Origin of the sequence: Dietzia sp. ANT_WB102 (assembly GCF_008369165.1) — a bacterium.
GTDB lineage: Bacteria > Actinomycetota > Actinomycetes > Mycobacteriales > Mycobacteriaceae > Dietzia.
On sequence record NZ_VOBA01000001.1, the window covers coordinates 74,556 to 100,536 of the forward strand.

Here is a 25,981-nt window from a genome sequence, read left to right on the forward strand (position 1 = left end):
TGCCGAGTCTACCGGTGTCGGGCTGTCAGGCCCGGTACACCAGCGCGGTGGCCACGGCGGAGACCCCTTCGCCGCGGCCGGTGAAGCCCATGCCGTCGGTGGTGGTGGCGGAGACCGAGACCGGGGCGCCGATGATCTCGGACAGCCGGTGCTCGGCTTCGGTGCGGCGTGGCCCCATCTTGGGCCGGTTGCCCACCATCTGCACGGCGGCGTTGCCGATCGTCCACCCGGCCTTGCAGAGTTCGGCTACCGCTTCGCGCAGCAGTCGCTCTCCGGAGACGTCGTCGTACTCTGGTCGACCCGTGCCCACCAGGGTGCCCAGGTCGCCGAGGCCCGCCGCCGAGAGCAGCGCGTCGACCAGGGAGTGGGCGACAACGTCGCCGTCGGAGTGGCCCTCGCAGCCGTGGTCGTCCGGGAAGTGTAGGCACGCCATCATGCAGGGTTTGCCGGGTTCGACGCGGTGGGCATCCGTGCCGATGCCCACCCGCGGGATGACTGGTCCGGTCACGAGTCCTCCTGGGGGCGGCCCGCGGTGACGAGGTGCGCGGTGGCGAGTTCCGTCAGTGCGCGGGCGTGGTCGGTGGCGGTGGTGATCTTGAACGCCAACGGGTCGCCGTCGACGGTCGCGACCGGTTGCCCCAGCCGCTCGACCAGTCCGGCGTCGTCGGTTGCGACGTCGCCTGCGGCGTCGTAGGCGGCGAGCAGGACGCCGGGCGCGAAGCCCTGCGGCGTCTGGACGGCGCGGAGCGTCGAGCGGTCGGGGGTGCCCACGACGTAACCGTCGGCATCAACCCGTTTGACGGTGTCGACGACCGCCAGGACAGGGACCACTGCGACCTCACCGGACCGCACTGCCTTCACGACGCGCCGGATCGGTGCGCCGGGAGTGAGGCACCGCGCCGCGTCGTGGACGAGCAGGACGTCGTACACCGCCGCGCCGGGTGTGCCGTGGGTGGCGGTCAGCGCCGCGAGTCCGTTGCGTACCGAGTCGGTGCGCTCCGCGCCGCCCGTGGTGACGACGACGAGGTGGCCCCCGGCCCTGAGCGGATCCAGCAGTGCCTCCGCCTCGGATACGCGGTCGTCGGGAACTACCGCGACGACGTCGTCGACCGCTCCGGACGCCAGAAGGCCGGCGACGGACCTCTCCAGCATCGTCCGCCCGTCGAGTTCGACGAATGCCTTGGGCACGCCGGCCCCGAGCCGCACGCCTGAACCGGCCGCGGGGACGACTGCGGCCACCCTGCCCGTGGGGGCGGGGTGGCCGTTCGGATCGTGTGCCGTCACTTCCGTCGTCGCGTCACTGCCCTGGTCGCGTCACGCCGGAGCGGCGGAGCCCAGAACCTCGTCGAGGAGTGCGTCGGCGCGCTCCTCGTCGGAACGCTCGGCGAGCGCGAGCTCACCGACGAGCACCTGACGAGCCTTGGCGAGCATGCGCTTCTCGCCCGCGGACAAGCCGCGATCGAGATCGCGGCGCCAGAGGTCACGCACGACCTCGGCGACCTTGTTCACGTCACCGGAAGCCAGCTTCTCGCCGTTGGCCTTGTAGCGGCGCGACCAGTTGGTCGGCTCTTCTGCGTGCTCGGTACGCAGAACCTCGAAAACCTTGTCGAGGCCCGCCTGGTCCACTACGTCGCGGACGCCCACGTACTCGGCGTTCTCGGCCGGTACCTTCACCGTGAGGTCGCCCTGCGACACCTTGAGGACGAGGTATTCCTTCTCGGTGCCCTTGACCGTCCGCATTTCGATCGCCTGGATGGTTGCGGCGCCGTGATGCGGGTAGACGACGGTGTCGCCGACCTTGAACTCCATGAGTGGCTTTCCCCTTTCGACTGCCCTATCTTAGCACGCCCTCAGGGCAGGCGTTTCCGTTTGCGCAGGTCAGCAACGTGAACGGGCCGACGAGGGATTCTCAAGGGTGCGAGAGGGCCACTCTGGCTCCGGTCCCGACCGGTGGTGGACTACGATGAGACCGGCCTGAGAGACGACCATCCCCGAGGAGCCTGACGTGACTTCACCGAACACCGGCCTGCGCCGCAGCGCGCTCGTAGTCCTGGCCGTGGGTGCCGCCCTCGGGGCGTCGGCCTGCAGCGCCGGCCAGGTCTCCCAGACGGCGAACCAGGTCGCAGCGGTCGACGGCGGGCGGGGTTCGGCGGGCGATCTGTATGTCAACGACCTACAGGTGGTCGTCCCCGAGAATGGTGGCGAGGCCCGAGTCGGGTTTGTGGCCTCCTACAGCGGATACGGCCTCGGCGCCGGGGTTTCCCTCGACCGGGTGGAAATCGACGGCAAGCCGGTCCAGATCGGTGAGACCCGGCCGATCGAACGCGGCTGCTCAATCGTCGTCGACCCACGTGAGGGCACCAAGCCGGCCCCCGTGGAGGGTGTCTGCGTCGAGCAGACCTCCGCGACCCTCCCCTCGGCCGACGATCTGAATATCGGCGTGTCCGTCCCCGCGACCATCGCGTTCTCCAACGGCGACCAGATCCAGACCGAGGCCGCAGTCGTGGGCGAGGTCCTCAAGGCCGGCACGTACGACCGTCCGACGGACTACGCCGGCGAGTCCGAGGAGCACTGACACGTCCGCCCTCTCCGCCCGCTCGGCCGACTCACCGGTCGACCCCGAGATGCGGGCCGTACTACGGCGGCTCGCCCCGGGCACCCCGCTGCGTGACGCGCTCGACCGAATCCGCCGGAGCGGCACCGGGGGCCTTGTCGTACTGGGCGACGATCCTGTCGTGCAGGCCATCTGTGACGGCGGTGTCGACCTCGACGTCGAGTTCGCGCCTGCCCGATTGCGGGAACTGAGCAAGATGGACGGCGCTGTCGTGCTGTCCAGCGATGGTTCCAGGATCACCCGCGCCAATGTCCATCTGGTCCCCGACCCGTCGCTTCCCGCCGTGGAGACCGGTACCCGTCATCGCGCGGCCGAGCGGACCGCCCTGCACACGGGTGTTCCCACCGTGGCGGTGTCGGCGTCTATGACCACCGTGACCGTGTACGCCGGCGGCCTCGCCAGGGTGCTGGCCGACCCGGTGGTCCTGCTGGCCCGCGCCGACCAGACAGTCGCCACGATGGAGCGGCACGGCGCCCGGTCCGCCCGCGCCCGCGCCCGGCTCGACCGGGCGGAGATGGGCGGGTACGCCTCTGTGCGCGACGTGGTGACGATGGCCCAGCGCCTGCTCAGGCTCGAACGTCTGGGGGCCGAGCTCGCCGAACTCACAGTCGAGATGGGTGAGTACGGTCGCCAGACCACCCTGCAACTCGAGGAGTTGCTGTCCGACACCCCGAACGAACTGTGGGGTCTGGTCGCGGATCATCTCCGGGTGGAGCCCGTCGACGGCGACCCGACGCCGATCCCGACCGCCGAGCAGGTCGCCAACGGGCTCGAGCGCCTTGCCGCACTGTCCGATGCCGATCTTCTGTTGCCCGCACCCGTCGCCCGATGCCTGGGCCTGCCGGCCGAGCCCGAGGACCTGGACGAGCACGTCACTGCGCGTGGTCACCGCATGCTGGCCCACATCCCGCGTCTGCGGCCCGTGCAGATCACCGCGCTCGTCGAGCGTTTCGGGTCGGTGCCCGCACTCCTGGCAGCCGAGCAGTCGGATTTCGCCGATGTCGAGGGCGTCGGGGCTCTGTGGGCGCGCCACGTTCGGCAACGCCTCACGGGGCTGGGCACAGTCTGACCGCCGCCGACGCGGACACCGACTCGTCCGCCCCTCCCTGTGACGCTCGGGCGAACCCGATCAGGCGTCGGGCGACTCGACGACGTTGAAGGTGGCGGCCGGACTGAAGACGGTACCGACCAGCGCATACACCTGGTACGCACCGACCTCGACCGGCGTGCGATCCGTCTCTGAACACGCTCCCTCGGCAGAGCGCCGGCCGGTCCAGTCGATCTGACGCGGCTCCGCCTCTTCGGGGCGAAGTTCGACCTTGTCCTCGTCGCGCGGGGTGGTGCAGTCAATGCTCGACCACACCTTGGAGTTGTCGTCGAGCCGGTAGACCTCGAACGACAGCGGAGCCTCGGACAGGTCGCGGTCACACGTCGTGTCCGAGACGTTGATGATGTTGACGAAGAACCTCACGTCGGACCCCACGGGCACATTGGGCTCTGCCGGCCACACGTCCAGACGGAGGTCCTCGTCCGCGCACCGGCCCCGCGAGGCGCCGCCATCCCGCTTGGTCGTTGCGGAGGTGGTCGTCTCCGAGGTCTCGACCGCCCCCGTGGCGCCGCTCTCGCCACCTGTGGCGGTCTCCTGCGTATCCGTCCCGCTGTCGCGGGACGCGAGGAACAGGGCGAGCAGCACTACGGCTACGGCGATGACGGCAACAGCGACCGCGGCGACGCGGCGGCGCACATAGACTTCGCGCGGTAGGGGGCCCTGGGGTTCCTGCACAGGACCAACTCTAGAGCCGAGCGAGCACCCCACCGGCCCCTCGTCGCGGCGTGTCCCTCAGACGGTGCCGCCGTCAGACTGCGACCATCTTCTCGCCGGGACCGTGCGGCACGTCGTCCACGTCCCCGACGACGCTGCGCAGGTAGGCGCGGCCGTCCGAGAGCTTGTAGGTCACGCCGACGATCGCCAGCCGACCGTCGTCGATCTTGTCGCTGATGATCTTGGAACGCTGCTTGAGCAGCTCGCCGGTCTCCAGGATGTGCCGTGCCTCGAAATCGTCGGTGGTCGTGAGCCCCTCGCGACGCCCGTTGAGGATCGAGGGCGACACCTTCTCCACCACGTCACGAAGGAAACCGGGGGGGATCTCACCGGTACGCAAGGCGTCGACGGCCGCCGCGACGCCCCCGCAACTGTCGTGCCCGAGCACCACGATGAGGGGCGTCTCCAGAAGGTGAACGGCGTATTCGATCGAGCCGAGCACCGCCGTATCGATGATGTGCCCGGCGGTGCGGATGACAAAGAGGTCGCCGAGCCCCTGATCGAAGATGATCTCGGCCGCTACCCGCGAGTCCGAGCAGCCGAACAGCACCGCCTTGGGGTGCTGCGCGGCGACGAGATCCTCCCGACGCTGGGTATTCTGGCTGGGATGACGCATATCCCCCTCGACGAATCGGTGATTGCCGTCGCGGAGCGAGGCCCAGGCACTGATGGGATTGGTATGAGGCATGGCTCATATTGTGCACGGGTGACCCCGGAAGGTTCGCGGTGACCTCCCTCGACACACCCGCTCTCCTGTCCTGGTTCGCCCACGCTGGCCGCCGACTGCCGTGGCGGGACGAGGGGGTCGGCGCGTGGGAGATCCTGCTCTGCGAAGTCATGAGCCAACAGACCCCCGTCGCGCGGGTCGAGCCCGTGTGGCGGGAGTGGCGTGATCGTTGGCCCGGCCCCGCTGATCTCGCGGCCGCCGCCCCCGCCGACGTGATCCGCATGTGGGGAAAGCTCGGCTATCCCCGCCGCGCGCTCCGGCTCCGAGAATGTGCCCTCGTCGTCGTCGAACAGCACGGGGGCGAGGTGCCCACCGACGTTGATGCCCTCCTCGCCCTTCCTGGCATCGGCGACTACACCGCCCGCGCCGTGGCCTGCTTCGCCTACGGACAGCGCGTCCCAGTGGTTGACACCAATGTCCGGCGGGTGGTCGCGCGGGCCGTGGGCGGCGCCGCCGAAGCCGGCCCCCCGTCGACGCGGCGCGACCTGGCGGCGGTCGACGCACTCCTCCCGACCGACCGCGAGCAGGCCGTGGCGTTCTCCGTGGCGGTCATGGAACTCGGCGCGCTCGTGTGTACTGCCCGGTCGCCGAAGTGCGACGACTGCCCGCTCGCCGCGTCGTGTGCGTGGTTGGCCGCCGGCAAACCGGCGTGGGACGGCCCCCGCCGCAAGGTGCAAACGTTCGCCGGTACCGACCGGCAAGTGCGCGGGCTACTGCTCGACGTGCTGCGCGACGGCGACGGCACCGCCGCCCGCAACGCACTGGACGCGGTCTGGCCCGATGCAACTCAACGCGACCGCGCGCTAGGCTCGCTGCTCTCTGACGGGCTCGTCGTCCAAGCGGGCGGCACCTACTCGCTGCCGGGAGAGAACTAGTTGAGGGTAGGCTCCCCTTATGCCCGTCGTGAAGATCAATGCCCTGAACGTCCCGCCGCAAGCCGGAGCCGAACTCGAGCGCCGCTTCTCCGAACGCGCACACACCGTCGAGAACTCCCCCGGATTCCTCGGCTTCCAGTTGCTGCGCCCCACCGGCGGCGAGACCCGGTACTTCGTCGTCACCACCTGGGAGGACGAGGAGTCCTTCGCGGCGTGGCGCGACGGTGACGCCCGCGCGGCCCATGCCGGCGAGCACGGCAAGCCCGTCGCCGACGGCGCGAACCTACTTGAGTTCGACGTCGTGATGGACATCAAGCCCTCCGCCTGACCACCCTCCCGACCCCGACACCCGCCGCGCCCCCGCCCGCTCGTGGACACTGTCGCGGAACAGCCGTTCGCAGTGGCGTTCGTGTCGCTGTTCGTCATCGTGATGCTTCGAGCGAACGCCACCTACTGGCTCGGTCGCGGCGCCCTGAGTGGCGGACGGCTCAGCCGAAAGATGGCCCGCCACCTCGAGGGGCCGGCCATGCAGCGGGCCCGGCGACTATCGGCACGATACGGGGTCGTGGCAGTGCCGCTGTCATTTCTCACTATCGGGATCCAGACGGCGATCAACTTCAGCGCGGGCTTCACCAGCATGCCGATGCGCCGCTACCTACCCGCGGTCACCGTGGGATGCCTGCTGTGGGCGCTGCTCTACTCAACCGTCGGCCTGGCGGGCTGGTCGGCCGTGGCTGTGCTGTGGGACCAGATTTAGAGTCGACCACCCGTCCCATCGGTCCCGGCAGCCCAGCGTAGAGGCCACGCCAGCCCCACGGGGTTCGACCGGAGACAAGAGAACGGCCCCCGCCCGAAGGCGGGGGCCGTTCTCTCTATCAGCCGGTCGGGGCGGACCGGCGCCCGGTCAGGTGGTGGCGGGAGCCGCCCCACCGCCGGAGCCCGAGGGTCCGCCGGTCGAGCCTCCACCAAAGCCGCCCGTGCTCGGCGGGAGCGAGTCGCCCGGGCCGGCCTCACCGGTGGGCGCGACGCTCGCGGTGATCTTTTCACCCTCGTCATCCGCGGGGGCATCGGGACGCGGCACTCCGGTGAACGTGAACTTGGCGTCCTCGGTCTTCTCGGACTCACCGTCCCAGCCCTCGACATCGACCTTGACCAGTTCGCCGGCCGCGACCTCGCCAAAGAGGATCTTCTCCGAGAGCGTGTCCTCGATCTCGCGCTGGATCGTGCGACGCAGCGGTCGCGCACCCAGAACCGGATCGAAGCCCCGCCTGGCCAGCACCTGCTTGGCCCGGTCGGTCACCTCGATGGTCATGTCCTTGGCCTTGAGGGCCACGCCCACGCGACCGATCATGAGATCGACCATTTGGACAATCTGCTCCTGCGTGAGCTGGTGGAACACGACGATCTCGTCGATGCGGTTGAGGAACTCCGGGCGGAAGTGCTTCTTCAGCTCGTCGTTGACCTTCTGCTTCATCCGCTCGTAGGCGTCCTCGGTGTTGTCGGAGGACTGGAAGCCCATACCGACGGCCTTGGAGATATCCCTCGTGCCCAGGTTGGACGTGAAGATCAGCACGGTGTTCTTGAAGTCCACCATGCGGCCCTGACCGTCGGTGAGACGGCCGTCCTCCAACACCTGGAGAAGGGTGTTGTAGATCTCCGAGTGAGCCTTCTCGATCTCGTCGAACAGGACCACCGAGAACGGCTTGCGCCGCACCTTCTCCGTGAGCTGGCCGCCCTCCTCGTAGCCGACGTACCCGGGGGGCGCGCCGAAGAGCCGCGAGGCGGTGAAGCGGTCGTGGAACTCGCCCATGTCGATCTGGATGAGCGCGTCGTCCTCGCCGAACAGGAAGTTCGCGAGCGCCTTCGACAGCTCGGTCTTACCGACACCGGACGGGCCGGCGAAGATGAACGATCCCGACGGACGCTTGGGGTCCTTGAGGCCCGCACGCGTCCGGCGGATCGCCCGGGAGACCGCCTTGATGGCGTCCTCCTGGCCGATGATCCGCTTGTGCAGCTCGTCCTCCATGCGGAGCAGACGGGTGGTCTCCTCCTCGGTGAGCTTGAAGACGGGGATGCCGGTCCAGTTGCCCAGGATCTCGGCGATCTGCTCCTCGTCGACCACGGCAGCTACGTCTATGTCACCCGCGCGCCACTGCTTCTCGCGCTCGGCGCGCTCGGCGATGAGCTTCTTCTCCGTGTCCCGCAGGCCGGCGGCCTTCTCGAAGTCCTGCGCGTCGATCGCGGACTCCTTCTCGCGGCGGGCCTCGGCGATCTTCTCGTCGAACTCACGCAGGTCCGGCGGAGCCGTCATCCGCTTGATGCGCATGCGGGCGCCGGCCTCGTCGATCAGGTCGATGGCCTTGTCCGGCAGGAACCGGTCGTTGATGTAGCGGTCCGCCAGCTGGGCGGCCGCGGCCAGGGCACCGTCCGTGATGGTGACGCGGTGGTGCGCCTCGTAGCGGTCCCGGAGCCCCTTGAGGATCTCGATGGACAGCTCCACACTCGGCTCGGGCACCTGCACCGGCTGGAAACGACGTTCTAGCGCCGCGTCCTTCTCGATGTGCTTGCGGTACTCCTCGAGCGTGGTGGCACCGATGGTCTGCAGCTCACCGCGGGCAAGCTTGGGCTTGAGGATCGACGCGGCGTCGATCGCGCCCTCGGCGGCGCCCGCCCCGACGAGTGTGTGGATCTCGTCGATGAACAGGATGATGTCACCGCGCTGGTTGATCTCCTTGAGGACCTTCTTCAGGCGCTCCTCGAAGTCACCGCGGTAGCGGGACCCGGCCACGAGCGAGCCGAGGTCCAGCGAGTAGAGCTGCTTGTCCTTGAGGGTCTCGGGGACCTCGTTGTTGACGATGGCCTGAGCGAGGCCCTCGACGACGGCGGTCTTACCCACGCCGGGCTCACCGATGAGCACCGGGTTGTTCTTGGTGCGCCGGGAGAGCACCTGCATGATGCGCTCCACCTCCTTGGCGCGACCAACGACCGGGTCGAGCTTGCCCTCCATGGCGGCCTGCGTGAGGTTGCGACCGAACTGGTCCAGGACCGTCGACGACGACGGGGTCCCGGCCTCGCGGCCACCGGTACCCGCGGGAGTGCCTGCACCCTCGGCTTCCTTGCCCTGGTACCCGGACAGCAACTGGATGACCTGCTGACGAACCCGCGTGAGGTCCGCTCCGAGCTTGACCAGCACCTGGGCGGCGACGCCCTCGCCCTCACGGATGAGACCCAGCAGGATGTGCTCGGTACCGATGTAGTTGTGGCCGAGCTGCAGCGCCTCGCGCAAGCTCAGCTCAAGCACCTTCTTGGCCCGCGGCGTGAACGGGATGTGCCCGCTGGGCGCCTGCTGGCCCTGGCCGATGATCTCCTCGACCTGACTCCGCACCGCTTCCAGCGAGATCCCCAGGGACTCGAGGGCCTTGGCGGCCACTCCCTCACCCTCATGGATGAGACCCAGCAGGATGTGCTCGGTGCCGATGTAGTTGTGGTTGAGCATCCTGGCCTCTTCCTGGGCCAGGACGACGACGCGACGCGCGCGGTCGGTAAACCGTTCGAACATCGTGCTACCTCACATTCCTCGGGTATTCACCACTGTAGTGGCCCGGTCCGACGACGGGAGCCACAGGAGCGGCAGTCGGTCCGTCATGTATGTGCAACGCGGCAGGTGGGGTAATGATTGCCGATTCGTGTACGCCGTCAGCGAACGCAGCCGCGGGGGGCCGGATTCATCGACGACTAGGGTCATCCCCATGAGGTACGCGAGCGGCGGTCGGGGCCGGTGAGCACGTTCGACCTCGGCCGCATCGGCGCCGGGCTGCCGTTCGCCCGGGCGCTTCCCGCACTGCGGGACGCCCTCGCCACGGCGGGTACCGCGGTGGTCCAGGCCCCGCCGGGCACCGGCAAGACGACCCTCGTGCCACCCGCGGTGGCCGTCGCCGAGACGGTGACGGGTCGGGTCGTGGTCACCCAGCCCAGGCGGGTCGCCGCCCGTACTGCAGCGCGGCGACTGGCCGCGCTCACAGGGACCGAACCCGGCGGCGCGGTGGGGTACTCGGTCCGGGGGGACTCCCGCGTCGGGGGCCAGACCCTCGTCGAGTTCGTGACACCGGGAGTGCTGGTGAGACGGTTGATCGCGGACCCCGATCTGCCCGGGGTGGGGGCCGTGGTCCTCGACGAGGTCCACGAACGCGACGTCGAGTCCGACCTAGCCTTCGCTCTGCTGTGCGAGGTGCGCCAGCTGCGGGACGATCTGCCAGTGGTGGCGATGTCGGCCACGGTCGAGGCCACCCGGTTCGCTTCGCTGCTCGGCCGCGGGGGCGGCGACGGCATCGCGCCGGTGATCGACGTCCCGGCCGAGCTGCATCCGCTGGAGATCCGCTACGCCCCGCCGCCCGGGGCCCGCCTGGACGCCCGCGGCGTCACCGACGCCTTCCTCGACCACGTGGCGGCGGTGACGGCGGACGAAGTCGGCGCGCGCGGCGTCGACGCGTTGGTGTTTCTGCCCGGCGTCCGCGAGATCGAGCGGGTCGTACGTGCACTGTCCGCGCGTCTGGGGGACGCTGCCGAGATCCTTCCGCTGCACGGCAGCCTGGGCGCCGCTGCCCAGGACCGGGCGGTGTCGGGCGTCGGGACGCACTCCGGGCCGGATGGCCGGGCCCGGCCGCGGATCGTGGTGTCGACCGACCTGGCGGAGTCCTCGCTGACGGTGCCCGGAGTGCGACTGGTCGTCGACGCGTGCCTGAGCCGCGAACCGCGGAGGGACACCGCGCGAGACATGACCGGGCTGGTGACGATCTCGGCGTCCCGCGACTCGTGCGTCCAGCGCTCGGGCCGGGCCGCCCGTCTCGGCCCCGGGGTGGCGGTGCGCTGCCTGACGGAACAGGAGTACGCGCACCTGCCCGACCACCGCACCCCGGCGATCGCGACGTCGGACCTGACGACGTTCGCACTCGACGTGGCGTGCTGGGGCGCTCCCCGCGGAGAGGGTCTGGCGCTGCCCGATCCGCCGCCGACTGCCGAGATCGCCCGCGCCGAGACGGTGCTGGGCGGACTGGGCGCGCTCGACGACGGCGGCCGCGTGACCGACCGCGGTCGAGACCTGGCACGGGTGCCGGCCGATCCGCGCCACGCCCGCGCGCTGCTCGACGGAGCCGGGCTGGTCGGGGTGACGGTGGCCGCCGAGGTGGTCGCGCTGCTCGCGTCGGGACGTCGCTCCCCCGGTGGCGACCTGGTCGCGGACCTCCGCGCATTGCGGGCCGGTCGCGCGCCGGAGGCGTCGGTGTGGGCGCGGGAGGTTCGACGGCTCGAACGGATCGCGCAGGGCCATCGTGGCACGTCACGGGGCGGGGTCGGCGGCAACGGGACGGACCTCGCCGACGCGGTCGGCACGGTCGTGGCGCTCGCTCACCCGGACCGTGTCGCGCGCCGACGCGGTGACCAGTACACGTTCGTCTCGGGGACCGGCGCGGTGCTGCCGCCGGGGTCCGCACTCGCCGGCCACGAGTGGCTGGCGGTGGCCGAGGTCGGGCGCGCATCAGGACGCGCCGCAGGAGAGGCCGGCGCGGTGATCCGCGCCGGTGCCGCGGTGGATCGGGAGGGCGCGGAACGTGCGGCATCACACCTTCTCGACGACGACGAGACCGCCGTCTTCGACCGGGGATCAATTGCGGGTCGACGCATCCGGCGGCTCGGCGCTATCGAGTTGTCCTCCACACCGGTACGGCCCACCCACGCGGCGGCGAGGCAGGCGGTGTCAGCAGCGATCCGGGCCGGCGGATTCTCCGCGCTGGGACCCGACGACGATTCGCTCCGCCTGTGGCGCCGCCTCGGGATCGCGCACCGGGAGATCGGCCCGCCGTGGCCCGACGTGTCCGCCGACGGCCTCGCCGGGCGGCTGGACGACTGGCTCGGACCCGAGATCGATGCCCTCGCGCACGGCTCCCGACTGGCGGGACGAGACCTCGGACCGGCCCTCCGCAGGCTGCTGCCCTGGCCCGAGGCAGGGCGGTTCGACGAACTGGTGCCCGACCGGCTGCAGGTGCCCTCGTCGTCGTCGTACCGCGTCGACTATCCCGAGGTCGGGTCCGACGACCCACCGGTGCTGGCGGTGAAGCTGCAGGAGTGCTTCGGCTGGACCACCTCGCCCCGCGTCTGCGACGGACGGGTGCCCGTGACGGTCCACCTGCTCTCGCCCGCCGGCCGGCCGCTCGCGGTGACTCGGGACCTGGAGTTTTTCTGGCGCGAGGCCTACCCCGGAGTGCGCGCGGAGATGCGGGGCCGATATCCGAGGCACCCGTGGCCGGAGGACCCGATGTCGGCCGAGCCGACCCGCCGGACCAACCCGAGACGCTGACCGGCGGGTACCACGGTCGCGGCCGTCCGCGCGGTGGATAGGTGGGGGCTTCTGACCTAGAGTGTGACTTGTACCACACAATGCCCGTCCGTGAAAGGGTGATCGCAGTGACTGCGTACACGCCCCCGTCCCCGCACCGCTCCCCCCTCCCGACCCGGACCCAGTCGAGGACCAAGGTCATCCCCCATGGCAACAACCGGCTCGGTGCACTCATCGCGGTCGTGGGGCTCGCACTCGCCCTGGTGAGCCTCTACCTGCCCTGGTTGAGCACAGGTAAGGACCGGATCACTGCGCTGGGCATCACCGACATCATCGATGTCCGCAGTGTCGCCCCGGTGCTCTTCCTGGGTTTGGTGGTCCTGCTGTTCCTGGTGGGGGTCACCGCGGTGACCCGATTGGGTGCGTTCGCCGCCGCCGCCGCGATCGTTGCCCTGGGCGTCCTCGCGGCGCACCTGGCCTTCTTGTGGGCACTGATGTCCTCCACCAGCGGTACGGAGCCGACCCTGACTGGTCTGCCCGCCGGCGCATCCGTCAGCTTCGGCCCCTTCGTGGCGGCGCTCGGTTTCCTTCTTGTGGCGGCCGGGTCCGCGTGGGCCGCGCGGGCGGCGGAGTACGCCTTGCCCGACCTGCGTCCCCCCTTGGCCGACGGGCAGCGGTGAGCGCGCTACGTCATGTTCGATCACGGTCATGTTCGATCACGACCACAGCTGGACGCTCGACGCCCCGATGCCGGACTCGACCTACTTGAACTGAAGCGGCATGGCGCTCCACACAAGACTGGCCGCCCGCGTGATCTACCGTCGGACCCATGACAGGTTTCCCGCTACCACTGCCGCGGCTTTCGGCCCCGGCGACGCGATCGCTAGCCTCCGCCGACATCACCGACCTGCGACAGCTCGACGGCACCTCGGAGAAGCACGTCTTGGCGCTCCACGGAATCGGGCCGTCTCAACTCGGTGCCCCCCCCCCGGCTGGAACGGATAGACGAACACGTGCTGCGCGACTTGGTCGCGAGCGCGTGGAATCGACGCGACGCCACACCGGGGTCGCCCTAGCGAACGGCTAGAGCACCGGCGAGGACGCGAACCTCACATGGCGGGGTTCAGTCGCGCGGCAGCGGCTTGACCATCGGGAACAGGATGGTCTCGCGGATCCCCAAGCCGGTCAGCGCCATGAGCAGTCGATCGATCCCCATCCCGAGCCCGGTGGTGGGCGGCATGCCCTGCTCCATCGCGGCGAGGAAATCCTCGTCGAGGACCATCGCCTCGTCGTCGCCGGCCGCTGCCAAACGGGCCTGGTCCTCGAAGCGCTGACGCTGGATCACGGGGTCGATGAGCTCCGAGTAGCCGGTGGCCAACTCGAAACCGCGGACGTAGAGATCCCACTTCTCGGTGACCCCGGGGTCGGTGCGGTGGTCGCGGGTCAGGGGCGAGGTCTCCACGGGGAAGTCCCGCACAAAGACGGGCCCGTCGAGCTGATCGCCGCACAGGTGCTCCCAGAGCTCCTCGACGAGTTTGCCGTGCAGCCATCCCTGCCCACTGGGGACCTCGAGACCAACCTTCCCTGCCAGTTCCGTGAGCTCGCCGACAGTCGAGTCGACAGTAACGGTGTCTTCTCCGTCGCCAGCAGCGAGCTCGGGATGCTTGGCGCGTAGGGCCTCGTTGAGGGACGGGTACATCCGCATCTCGCGCCACTGGCCGCCGAGGTCGTATTCGCTGCCGTCGGCGAGTGTGACCGTGGTGGAGCCGAACACTGCGGTCGCGACCTCCTGGATGACCTCACGGATCATCGTGGCCGAGGTGTCATAGTCCCCGTAGGCCTGATACGTCTCAAGCATCGCGAATTCCGGGCTGTGGGAGGAGTCCACGCCCTCGTTGCGGAAGTTGCGGTTGATCTCGAAGACCCGCTCGATCCCACCCACCACGCACCGCTTGAGGAACAACTCTGGAGCGATGCGCAGGTACAGATCCAAGTCCAGCGCGTTGGAGTGGGTGACGAAGGGTCGGGCCGCGGCGCCGCCGTGCAGTGTCTGCAGCATCGGCGTCTCCACCTCGAGGAAGCCGCGCTTACCCAGGGCGTCGCGCAGTGCCCGGACTACCTTGATGCGCGTGAGGGCGTTGCGGCGGGCGGCGTCCCGCATGATCAGGTCGGTGTAGCGCTGACGGACGCGGGTGTCCTCGCTCAGCTCCTTGTGTGCCACCGGCAGCGGGCGCAGCGATTTGGCCGCCAGCACCCAGGAGTCGGCCATGACCGACAGTTCGCCGCGCTTGGACCGGACAACCCGGCCGGTGACCGAGACGTGGTCGCCCAGGTCGACGTCCTGCTTCCATGCGTCGAGCCGCTCCTGGCCGACGATTGCCAGGGAGAGCATGACCTGCAGCTGGGGAGTGAGAGGCCCCACCTCCCCCTCCGGCACCGCGACGGAGAGGTCGGCCGATGGGTCGAGGCCGTCCTGCAGGCGGACAAAGCACAGCTTGCCGGTGTTCCGGACGAAGAGGACCCGGCCGGCCACCGAGACCTCGACCTCGGTCTCCTCGCCCGGCTCCAGCGCAGCGAAGCGGGGGTCCGAGGTGATGTCCGCGAGCCCGTGGGTGCGGGGGACGTCCACCGGGTAGGCCTGCTCCCCGGAGTCCAGGATGCGCTGTCGCTTGTCGCGGCGGATACGCAGCTGCTCAGGAGTGTCGTCGGCGGGCTCACCGGTGGCGGCCCCGGGCGCGGCGGGAGTCGAATCGGTCACGACAGTCGAGGATAGTCGTCCCTAGCCTGCAGCATCGAACCCGTAGCCTCGGGAGGCCGCCCCAGGCAGGCGCGGGCGGGACTCAGTGGGCCGAGATGGCTGAGCGTTCCCGCTGGAGGTGATCTGCGTCGGAGAGCAGGCTGAGCGCCCGGGCAGCCCGGAGTGCATCGTGCCCGCCGTCCACCGCACGGATTCCGCGGACACCCCGCGAGTGCAGCTCCAGGGTGAACAGTTCTGCGTCCAGGCCGTCGTCGCTGACGAGGATGACCGTCCGACCTTCGCTCACGGCGGCGAGGGGCGCGGCCGATCGGGGGTCGAGGAGGTCGACGACGGGCCGGGCCTCCACCGCGATGGCACCCGCAAGCACCCCCTGCCGCTCACGCTGGGCCCTGGACCGGATGTCGACGACGAGGGCGCCCCCGCGGACCGCGGCCGGGTAGTCCGCTGCGGCGATCGTGGTGGCGAGCTCCGCGGCAGGCGAGGTCGGCGCGGCCGGAGAGATGCTGAAGCTGGTGGTCATGTGATGCTCCCGGGTGGAGTTGGTCGACTACTGCGGGCGGGGCCTGCCGGCCGAGGACACCAGTGCTGCACGCGCACGTCAGACCACGCCGGACCGGCCGGGGGCATTCGTCGCAGATTCACAGGGCAATAATAGACAGACCGGTCTATCTACCGCAAGAGCGGGCGCGTGGGGACCGCGTGCATCACGCCACGATTTCCACCGCGTCCCCCGCGAGTTCTACGCATACGACTACCCGGCCCCGGGCGCACCAGAGTTGTCGGCGCAGCTGACCGGTGACGCCTCCACGACGGCGAGCGGGGTCAGGTGTTCCGGTCGAACACCAGCCGCAGTCCCTCCAACGCCAGTTCGGGCTCGACGTCGGTGATGGTCCGCGACTCCTCCGCCACCACGTCCGCGCGCAACCCGGTCAGCACCACGGAGGCGTCGGACAGTTCGGCCACGTCGGTGCGCAGCCGATCCACCAGGGCGTCGATCTGCCCGGCGAATCCGATCACGATGCCGGCCTGCAGCGCCGCGACGGTGTTCTTGCCCAGTGCGCCTCGAGGGCGAACGACCTCGATCTTGCGCAGGGCGGCGGCACGTTCGGCCAGGGCGTCGACGGAGATGTCGATGCCGGGCGCGATGGCCCCGCCGAGTAGCTCTCCCCGCGCGGAGATGGCGTCAACGGTGGTCGCCGTGTCGACGTCGACGACGACGACGGGCCCCTCGAACATGGAGTGGGCGGCCAGCGCATTGACCACGCGGTCCGAGCCCACTTCCCGCGGATTGTCCACTTTGAGTGGCACCCCGGTTTTCACCCCGGGCGCGACGACGACGGCCGGCAACCCCGGCCAGTAGTCGGCGGCCATCCGGCGCAGTTCCCCGGTGACCGACGGCACCACTGACATTGCGGAGATACCGGTGAGCCGCAGCGCGCACTCCCCCAACAGGCCGCGGATCGTCAGCGCCAGCTCGTCGGAGGTCACGGACGGGGAGGTGCGCATACTCCAGGTGCGCTCGAGCGGCCCACCGCCCTGGGGGAAGACGCCGAGCCGGATGTGGGTGTTGCCGACGTCGACGGTGAGGAGCATGATTCGTCCGCGACGCCTAGACGGCGGCGGGCTCCGGTACGCGCGGATTCTTCAGGCCCGAGCCCTCGGGTACATCGGCCGGGTCGGTGCCCTCGGTGAGCATGCGGTTGTTGCCGTCGACGAACACCACCCGGGGCTTGTAGGCCCGCGCCTCGGCGTCCTCCATCTGGGCGTAGGCGATGATGATCACCAGGTCGCCGGGGTGGACGAGGTGGGCGGCGGCGCCGTTTATGCTGATGACGCCGGATCCGCGCTCGCCGGTGATGGCGTAGGTGGTCAGACGGGCGCCGTTGTCGATGTCGACGATATCGATCTGCTGCCCCTCGAGCAGGTCGGCGGCGTCCATGAGGTCGGCGTCGATCGTGCAGGAGCCGACGTAGTGCAGGTCGGCCTGAGTGACAGTGGCTCGGTGGATCTTGGAGTGGAGCATGGTGCGCTGCATTTACAGGCCTTCCTCGAGGTCTTCGGCCAACTCGGCCTGCTGGGCGGCGACGGTCGCCTCGGCCGCGGCGAGGAAGCCGGTGCCGATCGCCACGCCGACGTTGTCGATGAGTCTGGTGGTCCCGATCCGGGCCGCGATGAGCAGCCGACCGGGGCCCTCCTCCGGCGGTTCGCCCAGATCTCCGGCGCGCAACTCGAGGTAGTCGATCGAGATCTGCGGCCGTTCGGCGAGCACGGCGCGGGCGGCCTCGACGACAGCGAGCTGCCCTCCCTTCGCCGCGAACGTCCCCGCCACGAGGGCGGCGTTGAGGACGGTGGCCAGTTCTCGCTCGTCGTCGGACAGATAGCGGTTGCGTGAGCTCATCGCCAGACCATCCGATTCGCGGACGGTGGGGACTCCCACGACGCGCACGTCCATGTCGAGGTCCGCGACCATCTGGCGGATGAGGACGAGCTGTTGGTAGTCCTTCTCCCCGAAGAACGCCTGGTGCGGGGCGACGATATTGAACAACTTGTTGACCACGGTGAGCATCCCGGCGAAGTGCCCTGGACGCGCGGCGCCTTCGAGGATCTCGCCGGTGGGGCCGGGCTGGACAGTTGTGCGCGGGCCGTCGGGGTACATGGCGGCGGCACTGGGGGCGAAGACCAACTCCACGCCGGCGTCAGCGAGCCGGGCCACATCCGCGTCGAGCGTGCGCGGGTAGGCGTCGAGGTCCTCGCCGGGCCCGAACTGCAGCGGGTTGACGAAGATCGACACCACGACCACCGAGCCCGGGGTCTTACGGGCGGCCTCGACCAGCGCGAGATGGCCCTCGTGCAGCGCACCCATCGTCGGGACGAGGGTGATCTGCTTGCCGACCTTGCGCAGGGAGTCGGTGACCGCGCGCAGGGAGGACGGATCATGGTGGACGGTCAGCTCGCCCCGGTTGTATCCGGTGCTCGGCCGACCGGGCACCGCGGTCCGGGCCGGGAACGTGGTGGGGGTCATCGCAGCTGCTCCGTGAGGTCGGGGGCCAACAGGTCGGTCACGTCGGGTCCGGCTCCAACACGGTCGGCTGTGCGCAGCGCGAGCGCCCGGTAGCCTGCGGCGATGCCGCCGTCGACGCCCTCGAGGGCATCGAGGTGGCGGGAGACGGTGACGGCGTCACCGCGCATCACGGGCCCGGTCAGGGCGGAGTCGCCGGAGGCCAGGACGTTGTCGAGTGCCGCGCGGAGCAAGGGTTCCAGGGTACGGCGGGCGAGCGCCTCCGCGTCCTGACCGAGCATTCCGTCGGGATCGCCCTCGACACCGCCCCCGGGCAGGACCGTGAAGGAAGCGGCGAGAGCCTCCGCGGCATCGTTCACGAGGGTGACGAGGTGGTTGGCGCCGTGCGCGAGCGCGGCGTGGTAGAGGGCCCGGTGAGATTCGGCGACGGTGACGGGCAGGCCGCCGGTCTCCATGACCAGCATCTGGCCGACGATCAGTCCGATTTCATCCGGGGAGGTGAGCGCCCACGAGCATCCCTCCATGCGGTCGATATCGGCAGCTCCCCCGGTGAAGGTCATGGCCGGGTGCGCAGCGACGACGACCGCGCCAGCGTCGGCCGCCGGACGCAGCACTTCCGCGCCGACCGCTCCGGCCACGTGGACAACGATGTGACCCGGTCGGAACGCGTTCGCGTCCGCGAGTTCGGCCACGACCCGGGGCAGCGCAGCGTCCGGGACCGCGAGAATGAGGAGTTCGCAAGCCTCCGCCACGGCGGCCGGGTCGGCGATGCGGGCCTCGGGGAGGCGACTCGCGGCGAGGTCTCGGGACCGCGCCGAGCGCGCGACGAGGGCGGAGACAACGTGCCCACGCCGCTCGAGAGCGGCGCCCACGGCGGTGCCTACCCGTCCCGCGGACACGAGACCGATGGACAGGCGGGCAGGGGGTGATCCGGTGACGCCGGGTTCGGACATCTCAGGGTGCTCCAGTGCTCGATCCGTTCCAGGCCCACTCACTGTTGGCGGGTCCCGGACATCTCGCTGGCGAGAGTAGTCGCGACGACGGCGCCGAGCACCATTCAGTGGCGCACTTCACACAACTGTCCCGACCGGTGGCGGCACTAGTCCGGTTGGGGGTCCGGCTGGGTGGCGGTCAGTCCTCCGCGCGACGGCGACGCCGACCCGACGTCGGCTCGGCGTCCCCACCCAGCCGCGCCATGATCTCGGCGACCGAGAGGCCGGACCCCTCGCCGTGGCGGCTCGGTGGCGCCGCCTCGGCTGCAGGGGCGGTCCGGGGATGGGACTGCGGCGGGGTGGTCGTCTTGTCGGACGTAGCGGCCTTGCCAGACGCGGCCGGTGACCCTGGCGAGGAGGCATGCTCGACATTGCCTGCCTTGTCGGGCTCTGCCGTGGACGCGCTCTCGTGCTTGCCGACCTTGCCGGACGCGGTCGCACTCCCGGACGGAGCTGGGGTTTGCGGCTGGGCTGTGCCCTGCGGCGTGGCAGGAGCCTGGGGGCCGGTCACGGTCTCGGCCCGGGCCTTCGGCCCCGGGGTGGTACCGGCAACCGCTCCGGGGCGGGGCTCCCGGATGCCGCCTGTGGGGCGCACTGCCGGGCGACGGGATTCCCCGGCCGACGTCTCCGCCCGAGCAGGACCCTCGGAGACCGGGGACAGCCGTTCGGTGCGCTCAGTGCTCGGGGTGGCGTCCGGACCGACGCCGGGGGTGGGCGCCGCGCCGGGGGTTGACCCGAAGCCCCCGATGGGCCCGGAATCCGATCCGGCGGCACGCCGACGGGGCGCGACACGCTCGGACGGGACCGACGGCAAGGACGAGCCGGCTCCCAACTGTCCGGCGGTACCGGGGCCCCCGACCGCGAAACGGTCCTCGGGGAGGCTGACACCCAGTGCGCCGAGCTGCTCACGCAGCGCCGCAATCTCGTGCCGCAGCGCCATGATCGAATCGCCGGTCTCGGCGCGAACGGAGGCGCGAAGATCTCTCTCCACCACGAGCTCGTGCTCACGGCGGGCGGCGATCTCCCTCTCGAGCTGCAGTTCGTAAACGGTGTGCAGGTCGCGGACCCGGGCCGCCTCGGCTGCGGCCTGCCGGCGGTACCGGGCGACGAGGAACGCACCGATGAACGCCGCCCACAGCGCGGCCAGAGTCCCGATGCGCATCCAGACCGGGTTATCGGAGAACACCATCACGATGGTGGCGATGAGCGCCAGGACCAGTAGCACCCCCAGTGCGATACTCGCCAGTCCGCGGTCGTCGCCCCGCGCGGGGCGAACTGACCGGGGCTTATCCATCGCGCCGTCGGAACTCATGCCCCGCATGATACGCGGAGAATCACGGGTCACACGGGTAACCCTCGCGTGTCTGCGCTAACGAGGGCGCCAGTCACCCTGCCCGCTCGATCGGCCGCGCCTCAGGCGGGTTCGGCCAGACCGCCATTCTCGTCGTCGTCCGGGGGTGTTTCGCACGACGATTCCAGGAACAGGCCCGCACCCACCAGCACCGCACCCGACACCAGGACGGCAACGGACGCGGACAGTTCGGCCCCCGCGACCGCGAGTTCGCCGAGTCGTTGCAGGTAGTACAGGGCCAGCCCGGCCCCGATCCCGCTGGCCACCGCGCCGAGTACGGCGGAGGCCTGCCCGAGGGCGGCACTGCGCGCGACGGTCAGCGGATGCATCTGACTGCGGTCCTGCCCGATCCCGCCGTCGGAGATCGCTGCGCGAATCCGCAGGGCAAGCAGCACGTCGACCACTGCGACCGCGAGCAGGGTCACCCAGCCGAAACCGATCGGGGGCAACGATCCGAGAAAGGTCCCGTTGAGGAGATACGCGGCCACGGCCGCAACCACTGCCACCAAGGCGAGGGTGGACTTCGCAACGCGGTTCACGTCCGGTCCCTTTCCACTGCCGACGTCAGGGGATCGTGCAATCGGCGCACCGCGGCGACGTCCCCGGGGTCGAGCGCGTCGAGGCACACCCTGGCCGGCACCCCGTCCAGCTGCGCGCCCGGGTCGATCTCGAGCCACGGGACCAGCACGAACGCACGCTCGGCTGCGCGGGGATGGGGAAGCGTCAGGGACTGTTCGTCGGACGAGACCGACTTGCCGTCGACCTCGGCGGTCACGACGTCCACGTCGAGGGTGCGCGGACCCCAGCGCACATCACGGGTCCGCCCAGCGGCACGCTCACGCGTGAAGCCCCACTCGAGGACATCCGTCGGGGAGCCGGGGTGGTCGACGATGAGGACGGCGTTGAGGAAATCGTCCTGCTCGACACCGCCCCAGGGCGGGGTCGCGTAGACCGAGGAGACCGCCCGCAGGATCCCGTCCGCGGCCGCCGCGTCGGCGACCCCGCGCAGGAGCGCGAGCGCGTCCCCCTGATTGCCCCCGATGGACAGCACCGCCCTACAGCTCATCGCTCTCCCCCCGCGGCGCCCCGCTCGCCCCTGCGCGAGCGACGTGCCACGACTGCGACGTCGGCGAAGTCCGCGGGGATCGGAGCCTCAGGCTTGTGCAGAGTCACCTCCACCGCGTGGGCAGCCGGGGCCATTTCCATGACCCCGTCGGCGATCCGCGAAGCAACGGTCTCGATGAGGTCGCAGCTCGGCCCGGACACCACGTCACGCGCGTACAGAGCGAGCGCCCCGTAGTCGACGGTGTCGGCCAGGTCATCGGACGTGGCCGCGGCCGTGAAGTCGGTCCACAGCACCAGGTCCACCAGGAAGTCCTGGCCGTCCCGCTTCTCGTGTTCGAAGACCCCGTGGGTGCCCCGCACCCTGAGACCGCGTAGTTCGATGCGATCGGCCATCACCGAGCCTCCACTCTTCCGTCCGCCCATGCGGCGGCCACCCGCACCGCGTCCGCACTGGGGGCCACGTCGTGGACGCGGACCGCCCAGGCGCCGGCGGCAGCGGCGAGCGACGTGATCGCCGCCGTCGCTGGATCGCGACCCGACACCGCGCGGGGCTCCTCGCCTTCTCCCGACAGCAGCGAGCCGAGGAACCGTTTGCGAGACGCCGCGACGAGTACCGGGAACCCCAGCGCGATCAGCCGGTCCAGCCCATGCAGTAGCGCCCAGTTGTCGTCAGCGTTCTTGGCGAAACCGAGACCCGGGTCGAGCACGATGCCCGCAGCGTCGACGCCCGCCTCGAGCGCGGCGTCGGCCCGGCGAGCCAGGTGGTCTCGTACCGCGCCCACCACGTCCCCTCCGTAGTCGGCCCGGCCACCGGCGCCGGCGCGATAGTCGTCCGGAGACACCCAGTGCATGAGAATCACGGGGCTCCGATGCTCGGCCACGACCCGCAGCATGTCGGGGTCGGCGAGCCCACCCGAGACGTCGTTGATGATCGCCGCATTCTCCTCCAGCGCGCGCGCGGCGACCCTGGCGCGCATGGTGTCCACCGAGACCGGCGCGAGGCCGGACACCGCCCGCACCAGCGGGACGACCCGCTGCTCTTCGTCGGACTCCTCGACACGGATGGCGCCGGGCCGCGTGGACTCGCCACCGATGTCGATGAGGTCAGCGCCCTCCGCGACCATCCGCCGGGCGTGCGCGACCGCGTCGGAGAACGCGAGGTGCCGGCCACCATCGGAGAAGGAATCCGCGGTGACGTTGAGGACGCCCATCACCGCGCACCGGTCAGGGCGGGGCAGGAGGCCGGGCGCGCTCACGTCCCGCGCAGGAGGCCGAGCGCCTCCGCCCTGGTGGACGCGTTGGACCGCATGATTCCCCGCACAGCCGACGTGGTGGTGACTGCGCCCGCCTTCCGGATACCGCGCATCGACATGCACAGGTGCTCGCATTCGATCACCACAAGCACGCCCGAGGGGTCGAGCCTGTCGACCAACGCGTCGGCGACCTGGCCGGTGAGCCGCTCTTGGACCTGGGGCCGCTTCGCATACAGGTCCACCAGACGCGCGAGCTTGCTCAGCCCGGTGACCGCCCCGGTGTGCCCCGGGATGTACCCGATGTGTGCGACACCGTGGAAGGGCACCAGGTGATGCTCGCAGGTCGAGTAGATGGGGATATCCCGCACCAGTACGAGCTCGCGGTGGTCCTCGTCGAAGGTTTTCGACAGCACCTCCGACGGGTCGGTGTACATCCCGGCGAAGACCTCCCGGTAGGCCCTCGTCACCCGCGCAGGGGTTTCCCGTAGTCCCTCGCGGTCGGGGTCCTCGCCGACGGCGATCAACAACTCTCGGACGGCAGCTTCGGCGCGCTCGGCGTCGAAGACCTGTCCAGTGTGGAGCGACCGGGCGTCAGCCGCGGGAATGTGGTCAGGCGTCGTCATTCAATCCTCTTCTCGCACGGAGCCGACCGTGCGGTCAGTCCTCACGTTCCCACGGCGCACGCCAGTCGGGATCCTTGTTCTCGCGGCGGTGCGAACCGCCGCCCGCGGGGTCCGAGGTCGAGCCACCGGGGTTGTCGTCATTATCGGATTCGCCGCCATCGCCGACGGCAGACCATGCACGCGTCGGGGCCTCGGAAGGCTGTTCGCGCGGATCTGGTCCGGCCGGACCGTCGGAGTCGCCTGTCCGAACAGGCGGCTGCTCGTTACCGGGCGCGGCCGGGAGCCGGGTGGTCTCGGCACCGCTCGGACCCCTGGTACCGCGGTAGGTGGACTGACGCGGGGGCCACCCGGGCGCCGACCACCCCGGCGGTGGTGGCGTCCCATAGGCCGGCATGCCGGCCGGCCGCTGCACGCCGCCAGCGGCCCCGCCGCGATCGGATCCGCCGCGGCCTCTGGCCTCCCCGACAGCCGCGTCCACGCCGTTGCGGTCGCCCTCGTACTCACCGGGGCCGCGCGCCTCTTCCGGTCCGTGGTCCGCGGTCTCGCGGCTGGCGGGGAGGACGGGCATCGCGAACGGGTCGGTCACCGGCGGGGGCCACGGCTCGCCGCGCTCCTTTGCCAGCTCACCCGGGGTCTTGATGGGTAGCCGAGTCGACGGGATGCGGCCACCGAAGTCGTCAAACTCGGTGATGCGCGGCCGCTTGACCACGTCGGCGAAAAGCCTTTCGAGATCGTCCTGCCGCAGAGTCTCCTTCTCGAGGAGCTCTGCCGCGACCGCATCGAGGATGTCGCGGTTGGATTCGAGGACCTGCCAGGCCTCGGTGTGGGCGGCGTCGATGATCCGGCGAACCTCGTCGTCGATGATCTTGGCGATCTCGGGCGAGTACTCCCCCGCCGCCGGACCGCCGCGACCGAGGAACGGGTCCCCTCCTTCGCCGCCGTACTTCACCGCGCCCAGCTTCGCACTCATGCCGTACTCGGCGACCATCGTCCGCGCGATCCGGGTCGCCTGCTCGATGTCCGAGCTGGCACCCGAGGTGGGCTCGCCGAACACGTACTCCTCGGCGGCCCGGCCACCCATCGCCATGACGACGCGGGCGATCATGTCCGCCCGCGTCATCAAGGACTTGTCGTCCTCGGGAACCACCAACGCGTGACCGCCGGTGCGACCTCGCGCGAGGATGGTGACCTTGTGGACGGGCTCGAGGTCCTCCATCGCCCACGCCGCCAGGGCGTGGCCGGACTCGTGGTACGCGGTGACCTTCTTCTCGTGCTCGCTGATCACCCGGTGCTTGCGGCGCGGGCCACCCACCACGCGGTCGGTGGCTTCCTCGAGGATGTCGATGTCGATCTCGTCGCGACCCAGCCGGGCCGCGAGCAGAGCACCCTCGTTGAGCACGTTGGCCAGGTCTGCGCCCGACATGCCGATCGTGCGCCTGGCCAGCGAGGTCATGTTCACATCCTCCGCCAGCGGTTTGCCCACGGCGTGGACGGCGAGGATCGCCTCGCGCCCCTTGAGGTCGGGGTTGGTCACCGGTACCTGGCGGTCGAAACGGCCCGGACGGAGGAGCGCCGGGTCGAGGACGTCTGGGCGGTTGGTCGCGGCGATCATGATGACCGTCTCGCGATCACTGAACCCGTCCATCTCGACGAGCAGCTGGTTGAGCGTCTGCTCGCGCTCATCGTGGCCACCGCCGGTTCCCGAACCACGATGTCGGCCCACCGCGTCGATCTCGTCCACGAACACGATGCAGGGAGCGTTCTGCTTGGCTTTTTCGAACAGGTCGCGCACCCGCGAAGCGCCGACACCGACGAACATCTCGACGAAGTCCGAACCGGAGATCGAGTAGAACGGCACGCCAGCCTCACCCGCGACCGCCCGGGCCAGCAGGGTCTTGCCCGTCCCGGGTGGGCCGTAGAGCAGGACACCTCGCGGGATCTTTGCGCCGAGTCGTTCGTACCGCGCGGGATTCTGGAGGAAGTCCTTGATCTCGTTGAGTTCCTCGACCGCCTCGTCCTCACCCGCGACGTCCGCGAACGTCGTCTGAGGCATGTCCTTGGTGAACTCCACGGCTCGCGACTTACCCACGCCGAACAAGCCGCCCTTGCCACCCTGCATCCGGGACATGAAGTAAAACAGCAATCCGAACAGGATGAGCATCGGCAGCAGGAACGACAGCATCTGGGCCAGGAAGCCCTGCTGGTTGACGGCCGTGTCGTACTTCTCCGGCTCCGCCGCGGCGACCCGGTCGAAGACCTGGTCGGCGGCCCGCGCCGGATACTTGGTGAGGAGCTTGTCGGTCTCGGCCGCACCGTCCTCCGGGGCGATCGGGTTCTTGAGGGTGAGCCGGAGCTGCTGTTCCCGGTCCTCGATCAACGCTTCCTTCACGTTTCCCGCATCGACCTGCGCCAATGCGACGGACGTGTCGACCTCGGCGTAGTCGCGGTCATCGTTGGCGAAGAACGAGAAGCCGACGATCGCCAGGATGATCACGCCCGCGATCGCGACGTTGCGGAAGACGGTGTTGCTCTTGCGTTCCATTCGGTCCTC

Annotated in this window: 26 protein-coding genes; 7 read left to right on the top strand and 19 right to left on the bottom strand. The window is 70.1% G+C overall.

All coding sequences use genetic code 11. The features are described 5' to 3' along the window. Positions 1-25: 25 nt before the first annotated feature. The 3 genes from ispF to FQ137_RS00355 are packed head-to-tail and all read right to left on the bottom strand — an operon-like array spanning position 26 to position 1,809. Positions 26-508, bottom strand: a complete 483-nt coding sequence (gene ispF / locus FQ137_RS00345; RefSeq protein ID WP_149290632.1) for a 2-C-methyl-D-erythritol 2,4-cyclodiphosphate synthase — start codon at positions 506-508, stop codon at positions 26-28. Next, positions 505-1,284, bottom strand: coding sequence for a 2-C-methyl-D-erythritol 4-phosphate cytidylyltransferase (gene ispD / locus FQ137_RS00350; RefSeq protein WP_255583276.1), 780 nt, complete (start codon positions 1,282-1,284; stop codon positions 505-507). The genes ispF and ispD overlap by 4 nt, the downstream gene beginning before the upstream one ends. Positions 1,285-1,314: 30 nt before the next feature. Next, a complete protein-coding gene (locus FQ137_RS00355) occupies positions 1,315-1,809 on the bottom strand; it encodes a CarD family transcriptional regulator (protein WP_061916532.1) in 495 nt (164 codons plus the stop codon). A gap of 196 nt (positions 1,810-2,005) precedes the next feature. On the opposite strand from FQ137_RS00355, the gene FQ137_RS00360 reads away from it, so the two are divergent. Together FQ137_RS00360 and disA are read left to right on the top strand one after the other, a co-directional pair. Then, positions 2,006-2,575 carry a hypothetical protein gene (locus FQ137_RS00360; protein WP_149290633.1) on the top strand — a complete coding sequence of 190 codons (570 nt, stop codon included), beginning with the start codon at positions 2,006-2,008 and terminating at the stop codon, positions 2,573-2,575. Between the two features lie 49 nt (positions 2,576-2,624). Continuing rightward, complete coding sequence (gene disA, locus FQ137_RS00365) at positions 2,625-3,683, top strand: DNA integrity scanning diadenylate cyclase DisA (RefSeq protein WP_149290634.1); 1,059 nt, start codon at positions 2,625-2,627, stop codon at positions 3,681-3,683. Positions 3,684-3,743: 60 nt separating this feature from the next. Here the strand turns inward: disA and FQ137_RS00370 are convergent, their stop codons facing one another. After that, complete coding sequence (locus tag FQ137_RS00370) at positions 3,744-4,397, bottom strand: hypothetical protein (protein WP_149290635.1); 654 nt, start codon at positions 4,395-4,397, stop codon at positions 3,744-3,746. Between the two features lie 73 nt (positions 4,398-4,470). Then, positions 4,471-5,124 (bottom strand): carbonic anhydrase, encoded by a 654-nt coding sequence (locus FQ137_RS00375; RefSeq protein WP_149290636.1) that lies wholly within the window; start codon positions 5,122-5,124, stop codon positions 4,471-4,473. 38 nt (positions 5,125-5,162) lie between these two features. Here FQ137_RS00375 and FQ137_RS00380 point away from each other — a divergent pair, with 38 nt between their 5' ends. Genes FQ137_RS00380 through FQ137_RS00390 form a run of 3 tightly spaced genes read left to right on the top strand, consistent with a single transcriptional unit; the run spans position 5,163 to position 6,795 of the window. Continuing rightward, a complete protein-coding gene (locus FQ137_RS00380; RefSeq protein WP_149290637.1) occupies positions 5,163-6,038 on the top strand; it encodes an A/G-specific adenine glycosylase in 876 nt (291 codons plus the stop codon). 19 nt (positions 6,039-6,057) lie between these two features. Continuing rightward, the gene (locus FQ137_RS00385; RefSeq protein ID WP_149290638.1) at positions 6,058-6,366 is read left to right on the top strand and encodes an antibiotic biosynthesis monooxygenase; all 309 of its coding nucleotides are present in this window, start codon (positions 6,058-6,060) and stop codon (positions 6,364-6,366) included. Between the two features lie 42 nt (positions 6,367-6,408). Then, complete coding sequence (locus FQ137_RS00390; protein WP_149290639.1) at positions 6,409-6,795, top strand: DedA family protein; 387 nt, start codon at positions 6,409-6,411, stop codon at positions 6,793-6,795. A 147-nt stretch (positions 6,796-6,942) separates the two neighbouring features. On the opposite strand, the gene FQ137_RS00395 is transcribed toward FQ137_RS00390, so the two are convergent. After that, positions 6,943-9,597 carry an ATP-dependent Clp protease ATP-binding subunit gene (locus FQ137_RS00395; RefSeq protein WP_149290640.1) on the bottom strand — a complete coding sequence of 885 codons (2,655 nt, stop codon included), beginning with the start codon at positions 9,595-9,597 and terminating at the stop codon, positions 6,943-6,945. A 219-nt stretch (positions 9,598-9,816) separates the two neighbouring features. Between FQ137_RS00395 and hrpB the strand changes: the two genes are divergently transcribed. Together hrpB and FQ137_RS00405 are read left to right on the top strand one after the other, a co-directional pair. Continuing rightward, complete coding sequence (hrpB, locus tag FQ137_RS00400) at positions 9,817-12,390, top strand: ATP-dependent helicase HrpB (RefSeq protein ID WP_149290641.1); 2,574 nt, start codon at positions 9,817-9,819, stop codon at positions 12,388-12,390. A gap of 107 nt (positions 12,391-12,497) precedes the next feature. Beyond that, the gene (locus FQ137_RS00405) at positions 12,498-13,049 is read left to right on the top strand and encodes a hypothetical protein (RefSeq protein WP_149290642.1); all 552 of its coding nucleotides are present in this window, start codon (positions 12,498-12,500) and stop codon (positions 13,047-13,049) included. A 443-nt stretch (positions 13,050-13,492) separates the two neighbouring features. Here the strand turns inward: FQ137_RS00405 and lysS are convergent, their stop codons facing one another. From lysS to ftsH, 13 genes are all read right to left on the bottom strand, one after another. Beyond that, entirely contained in the window at positions 13,493-15,127 is a 1,635-nt protein-coding gene (lysS, locus tag FQ137_RS00415; protein WP_149290644.1) for a lysine--tRNA ligase, read from the bottom strand. 82 nt (positions 15,128-15,209) lie between these two features. Beyond that, entirely contained in the window at positions 15,210-15,647 is a 438-nt protein-coding gene (locus FQ137_RS00420) for a rhodanese-like domain-containing protein (RefSeq protein ID WP_149290645.1), read from the bottom strand. A gap of 302 nt (positions 15,648-15,949) precedes the next feature. Continuing rightward, positions 15,950-16,720, bottom strand: a complete 771-nt coding sequence (locus FQ137_RS00425; protein WP_149290646.1) for a type III pantothenate kinase — start codon at positions 16,718-16,720, stop codon at positions 15,950-15,952. A 16-nt stretch (positions 16,721-16,736) separates the two neighbouring features. Beyond that, positions 16,737-17,162: an aspartate 1-decarboxylase gene (gene panD / locus FQ137_RS00430; protein WP_149290647.1), complete on the bottom strand. Its 426-nt coding sequence runs from the start codon at positions 17,160-17,162 to the stop codon at positions 16,737-16,739. Further along, positions 17,163-18,149, bottom strand: coding sequence for a pantoate--beta-alanine ligase (gene panC, locus FQ137_RS00435; protein ID WP_149290648.1), 987 nt, complete (start codon positions 18,147-18,149; stop codon positions 17,163-17,165). Continuing rightward, positions 18,146-19,099 (bottom strand): Rossmann-like and DUF2520 domain-containing protein, encoded by a 954-nt coding sequence (locus FQ137_RS00440; protein ID WP_149290649.1) that lies wholly within the window; start codon positions 19,097-19,099, stop codon positions 18,146-18,148. The genes panC and FQ137_RS00440 overlap by 4 nt, the downstream gene beginning before the upstream one ends. A gap of 178 nt (positions 19,100-19,277) precedes the next feature. After that, the gene (locus tag FQ137_RS00445) at positions 19,278-20,450 is read right to left on the bottom strand and encodes a DUF6779 domain-containing protein (RefSeq protein ID WP_149290650.1); all 1,173 of its coding nucleotides are present in this window, start codon (positions 20,448-20,450) and stop codon (positions 19,278-19,280) included. A gap of 101 nt (positions 20,451-20,551) precedes the next feature. Next, positions 20,552-21,028 carry a DUF3180 domain-containing protein gene (locus FQ137_RS00450; protein ID WP_149290651.1) on the bottom strand — a complete coding sequence of 159 codons (477 nt, stop codon included), beginning with the start codon at positions 21,026-21,028 and terminating at the stop codon, positions 20,552-20,554. Next, positions 21,025-21,555 carry a 2-amino-4-hydroxy-6-hydroxymethyldihydropteridine diphosphokinase gene (gene folK / locus FQ137_RS00455; protein WP_149290652.1) on the bottom strand — a complete coding sequence of 177 codons (531 nt, stop codon included), beginning with the start codon at positions 21,553-21,555 and terminating at the stop codon, positions 21,025-21,027. Before folK ends, FQ137_RS00450 begins: the two co-directional genes overlap by 4 nt. Continuing rightward, positions 21,552-21,947, bottom strand: a complete 396-nt coding sequence (gene folB / locus FQ137_RS00460; protein ID WP_149290653.1) for a dihydroneopterin aldolase — start codon at positions 21,945-21,947, stop codon at positions 21,552-21,554. The genes folK and folB overlap by 4 nt, the downstream gene beginning before the upstream one ends. Beyond that, entirely contained in the window at positions 21,947-22,765 is an 819-nt protein-coding gene (gene folP / locus FQ137_RS00465) for a dihydropteroate synthase (RefSeq protein WP_149292537.1), read from the bottom strand. Before folP ends, folB begins: the two co-directional genes overlap by 1 nt. Positions 22,766-22,806: 41 nt before the next feature. Then, complete coding sequence (gene folE / locus FQ137_RS00470) at positions 22,807-23,430, bottom strand: GTP cyclohydrolase I FolE (RefSeq protein ID WP_149290654.1); 624 nt, start codon at positions 23,428-23,430, stop codon at positions 22,807-22,809. A gap of 34 nt (positions 23,431-23,464) precedes the next feature. After that, positions 23,465-25,972 (bottom strand): ATP-dependent zinc metalloprotease FtsH, encoded by a 2,508-nt coding sequence (gene ftsH / locus FQ137_RS00475; protein ID WP_149290655.1) that lies wholly within the window; start codon positions 25,970-25,972, stop codon positions 23,465-23,467. Positions 25,973-25,981 lie beyond the last annotated feature (9 nt).

What these genes read in the sequence shown, in the direction of transcription:
- FQ137_RS00355 (WP_061916532.1), bottom strand. Translation starts at nt 1,809, where the DNA reads ATGGAGTTCAAGGTCGGCGACACCGTCGTCTACCCGCATCACGGCGCC.
- disA (WP_149290634.1), top strand. Translation starts at nt 2,625, where the DNA reads ATGCGGGCCGTACTACGGCGGCTCGCCCCGGGCACCCCGCTGCGTGAC.
- FQ137_RS00385 (WP_149290638.1), top strand. Translation starts at nt 6,058, where the DNA reads ATGCCCGTCGTGAAGATCAATGCCCTGAACGTCCCGCCGCAAGCCGGA.
- FQ137_RS00375 (WP_149290636.1), bottom strand. Translation starts at nt 5,124, where the DNA reads ATGCCTCATACCAATCCCATCAGTGCCTGGGCCTCGCTCCGCGACGGC.
- panD (WP_149290647.1), bottom strand. Translation starts at nt 17,162, where the DNA reads ATGCAGCGCACCATGCTCCACTCCAAGATCCACCGAGCCACTGTCACT.
- FQ137_RS00425 (WP_149290646.1), bottom strand. Translation starts at nt 16,720, where the DNA reads ATGCTCCTCACCGTCGACGTCGGCAACACCCACATCCGGCTCGGCGTC.
- folP (WP_149292537.1), bottom strand. Translation starts at nt 22,765, where the DNA reads ATGGGCGTCCTCAACGTCACCGCGGATTCCTTCTCCGATGGTGGCCGG.
- panC (WP_149290648.1), bottom strand. Translation starts at nt 18,149, where the DNA reads ATGACCCCCACCACGTTCCCGGCCCGGACCGCGGTGCCCGGTCGGCCG.
- ftsH (WP_149290655.1), bottom strand. Translation starts at nt 25,972, where the DNA reads ATGGAACGCAAGAGCAACACCGTCTTCCGCAACGTCGCGATCGCGGGC.
- FQ137_RS00420 (WP_149290645.1), bottom strand. Translation starts at nt 15,647, where the DNA reads ATGACCACCAGCTTCAGCATCTCTCCGGCCGCGCCGACCTCGCCTGCC.
- folE (WP_149290654.1), bottom strand. Translation starts at nt 23,430, where the DNA reads ATGACGACGCCTGACCACATTCCCGCGGCTGACGCCCGGTCGCTCCAC.
- folB (WP_149290653.1), bottom strand. Translation starts at nt 21,947, where the DNA reads ATGGCCGATCGCATCGAACTACGCGGTCTCAGGGTGCGGGGCACCCAC.
- folK (WP_149290652.1), bottom strand. Translation starts at nt 21,555, where the DNA reads ATGAGCTGTAGGGCGGTGCTGTCCATCGGGGGCAATCAGGGGGACGCG.
- FQ137_RS00395 (WP_149290640.1), bottom strand. Translation starts at nt 9,597, where the DNA reads ATGTTCGAACGGTTTACCGACCGCGCGCGTCGCGTCGTCGTCCTGGCC.
- FQ137_RS00445 (WP_149290650.1), bottom strand. Translation starts at nt 20,450, where the DNA reads ATGAGTTCCGACGGCGCGATGGATAAGCCCCGGTCAGTTCGCCCCGCG.
- FQ137_RS00440 (WP_149290649.1), bottom strand. Translation starts at nt 19,099, where the DNA reads ATGTCCGAACCCGGCGTCACCGGATCACCCCCTGCCCGCCTGTCCATC.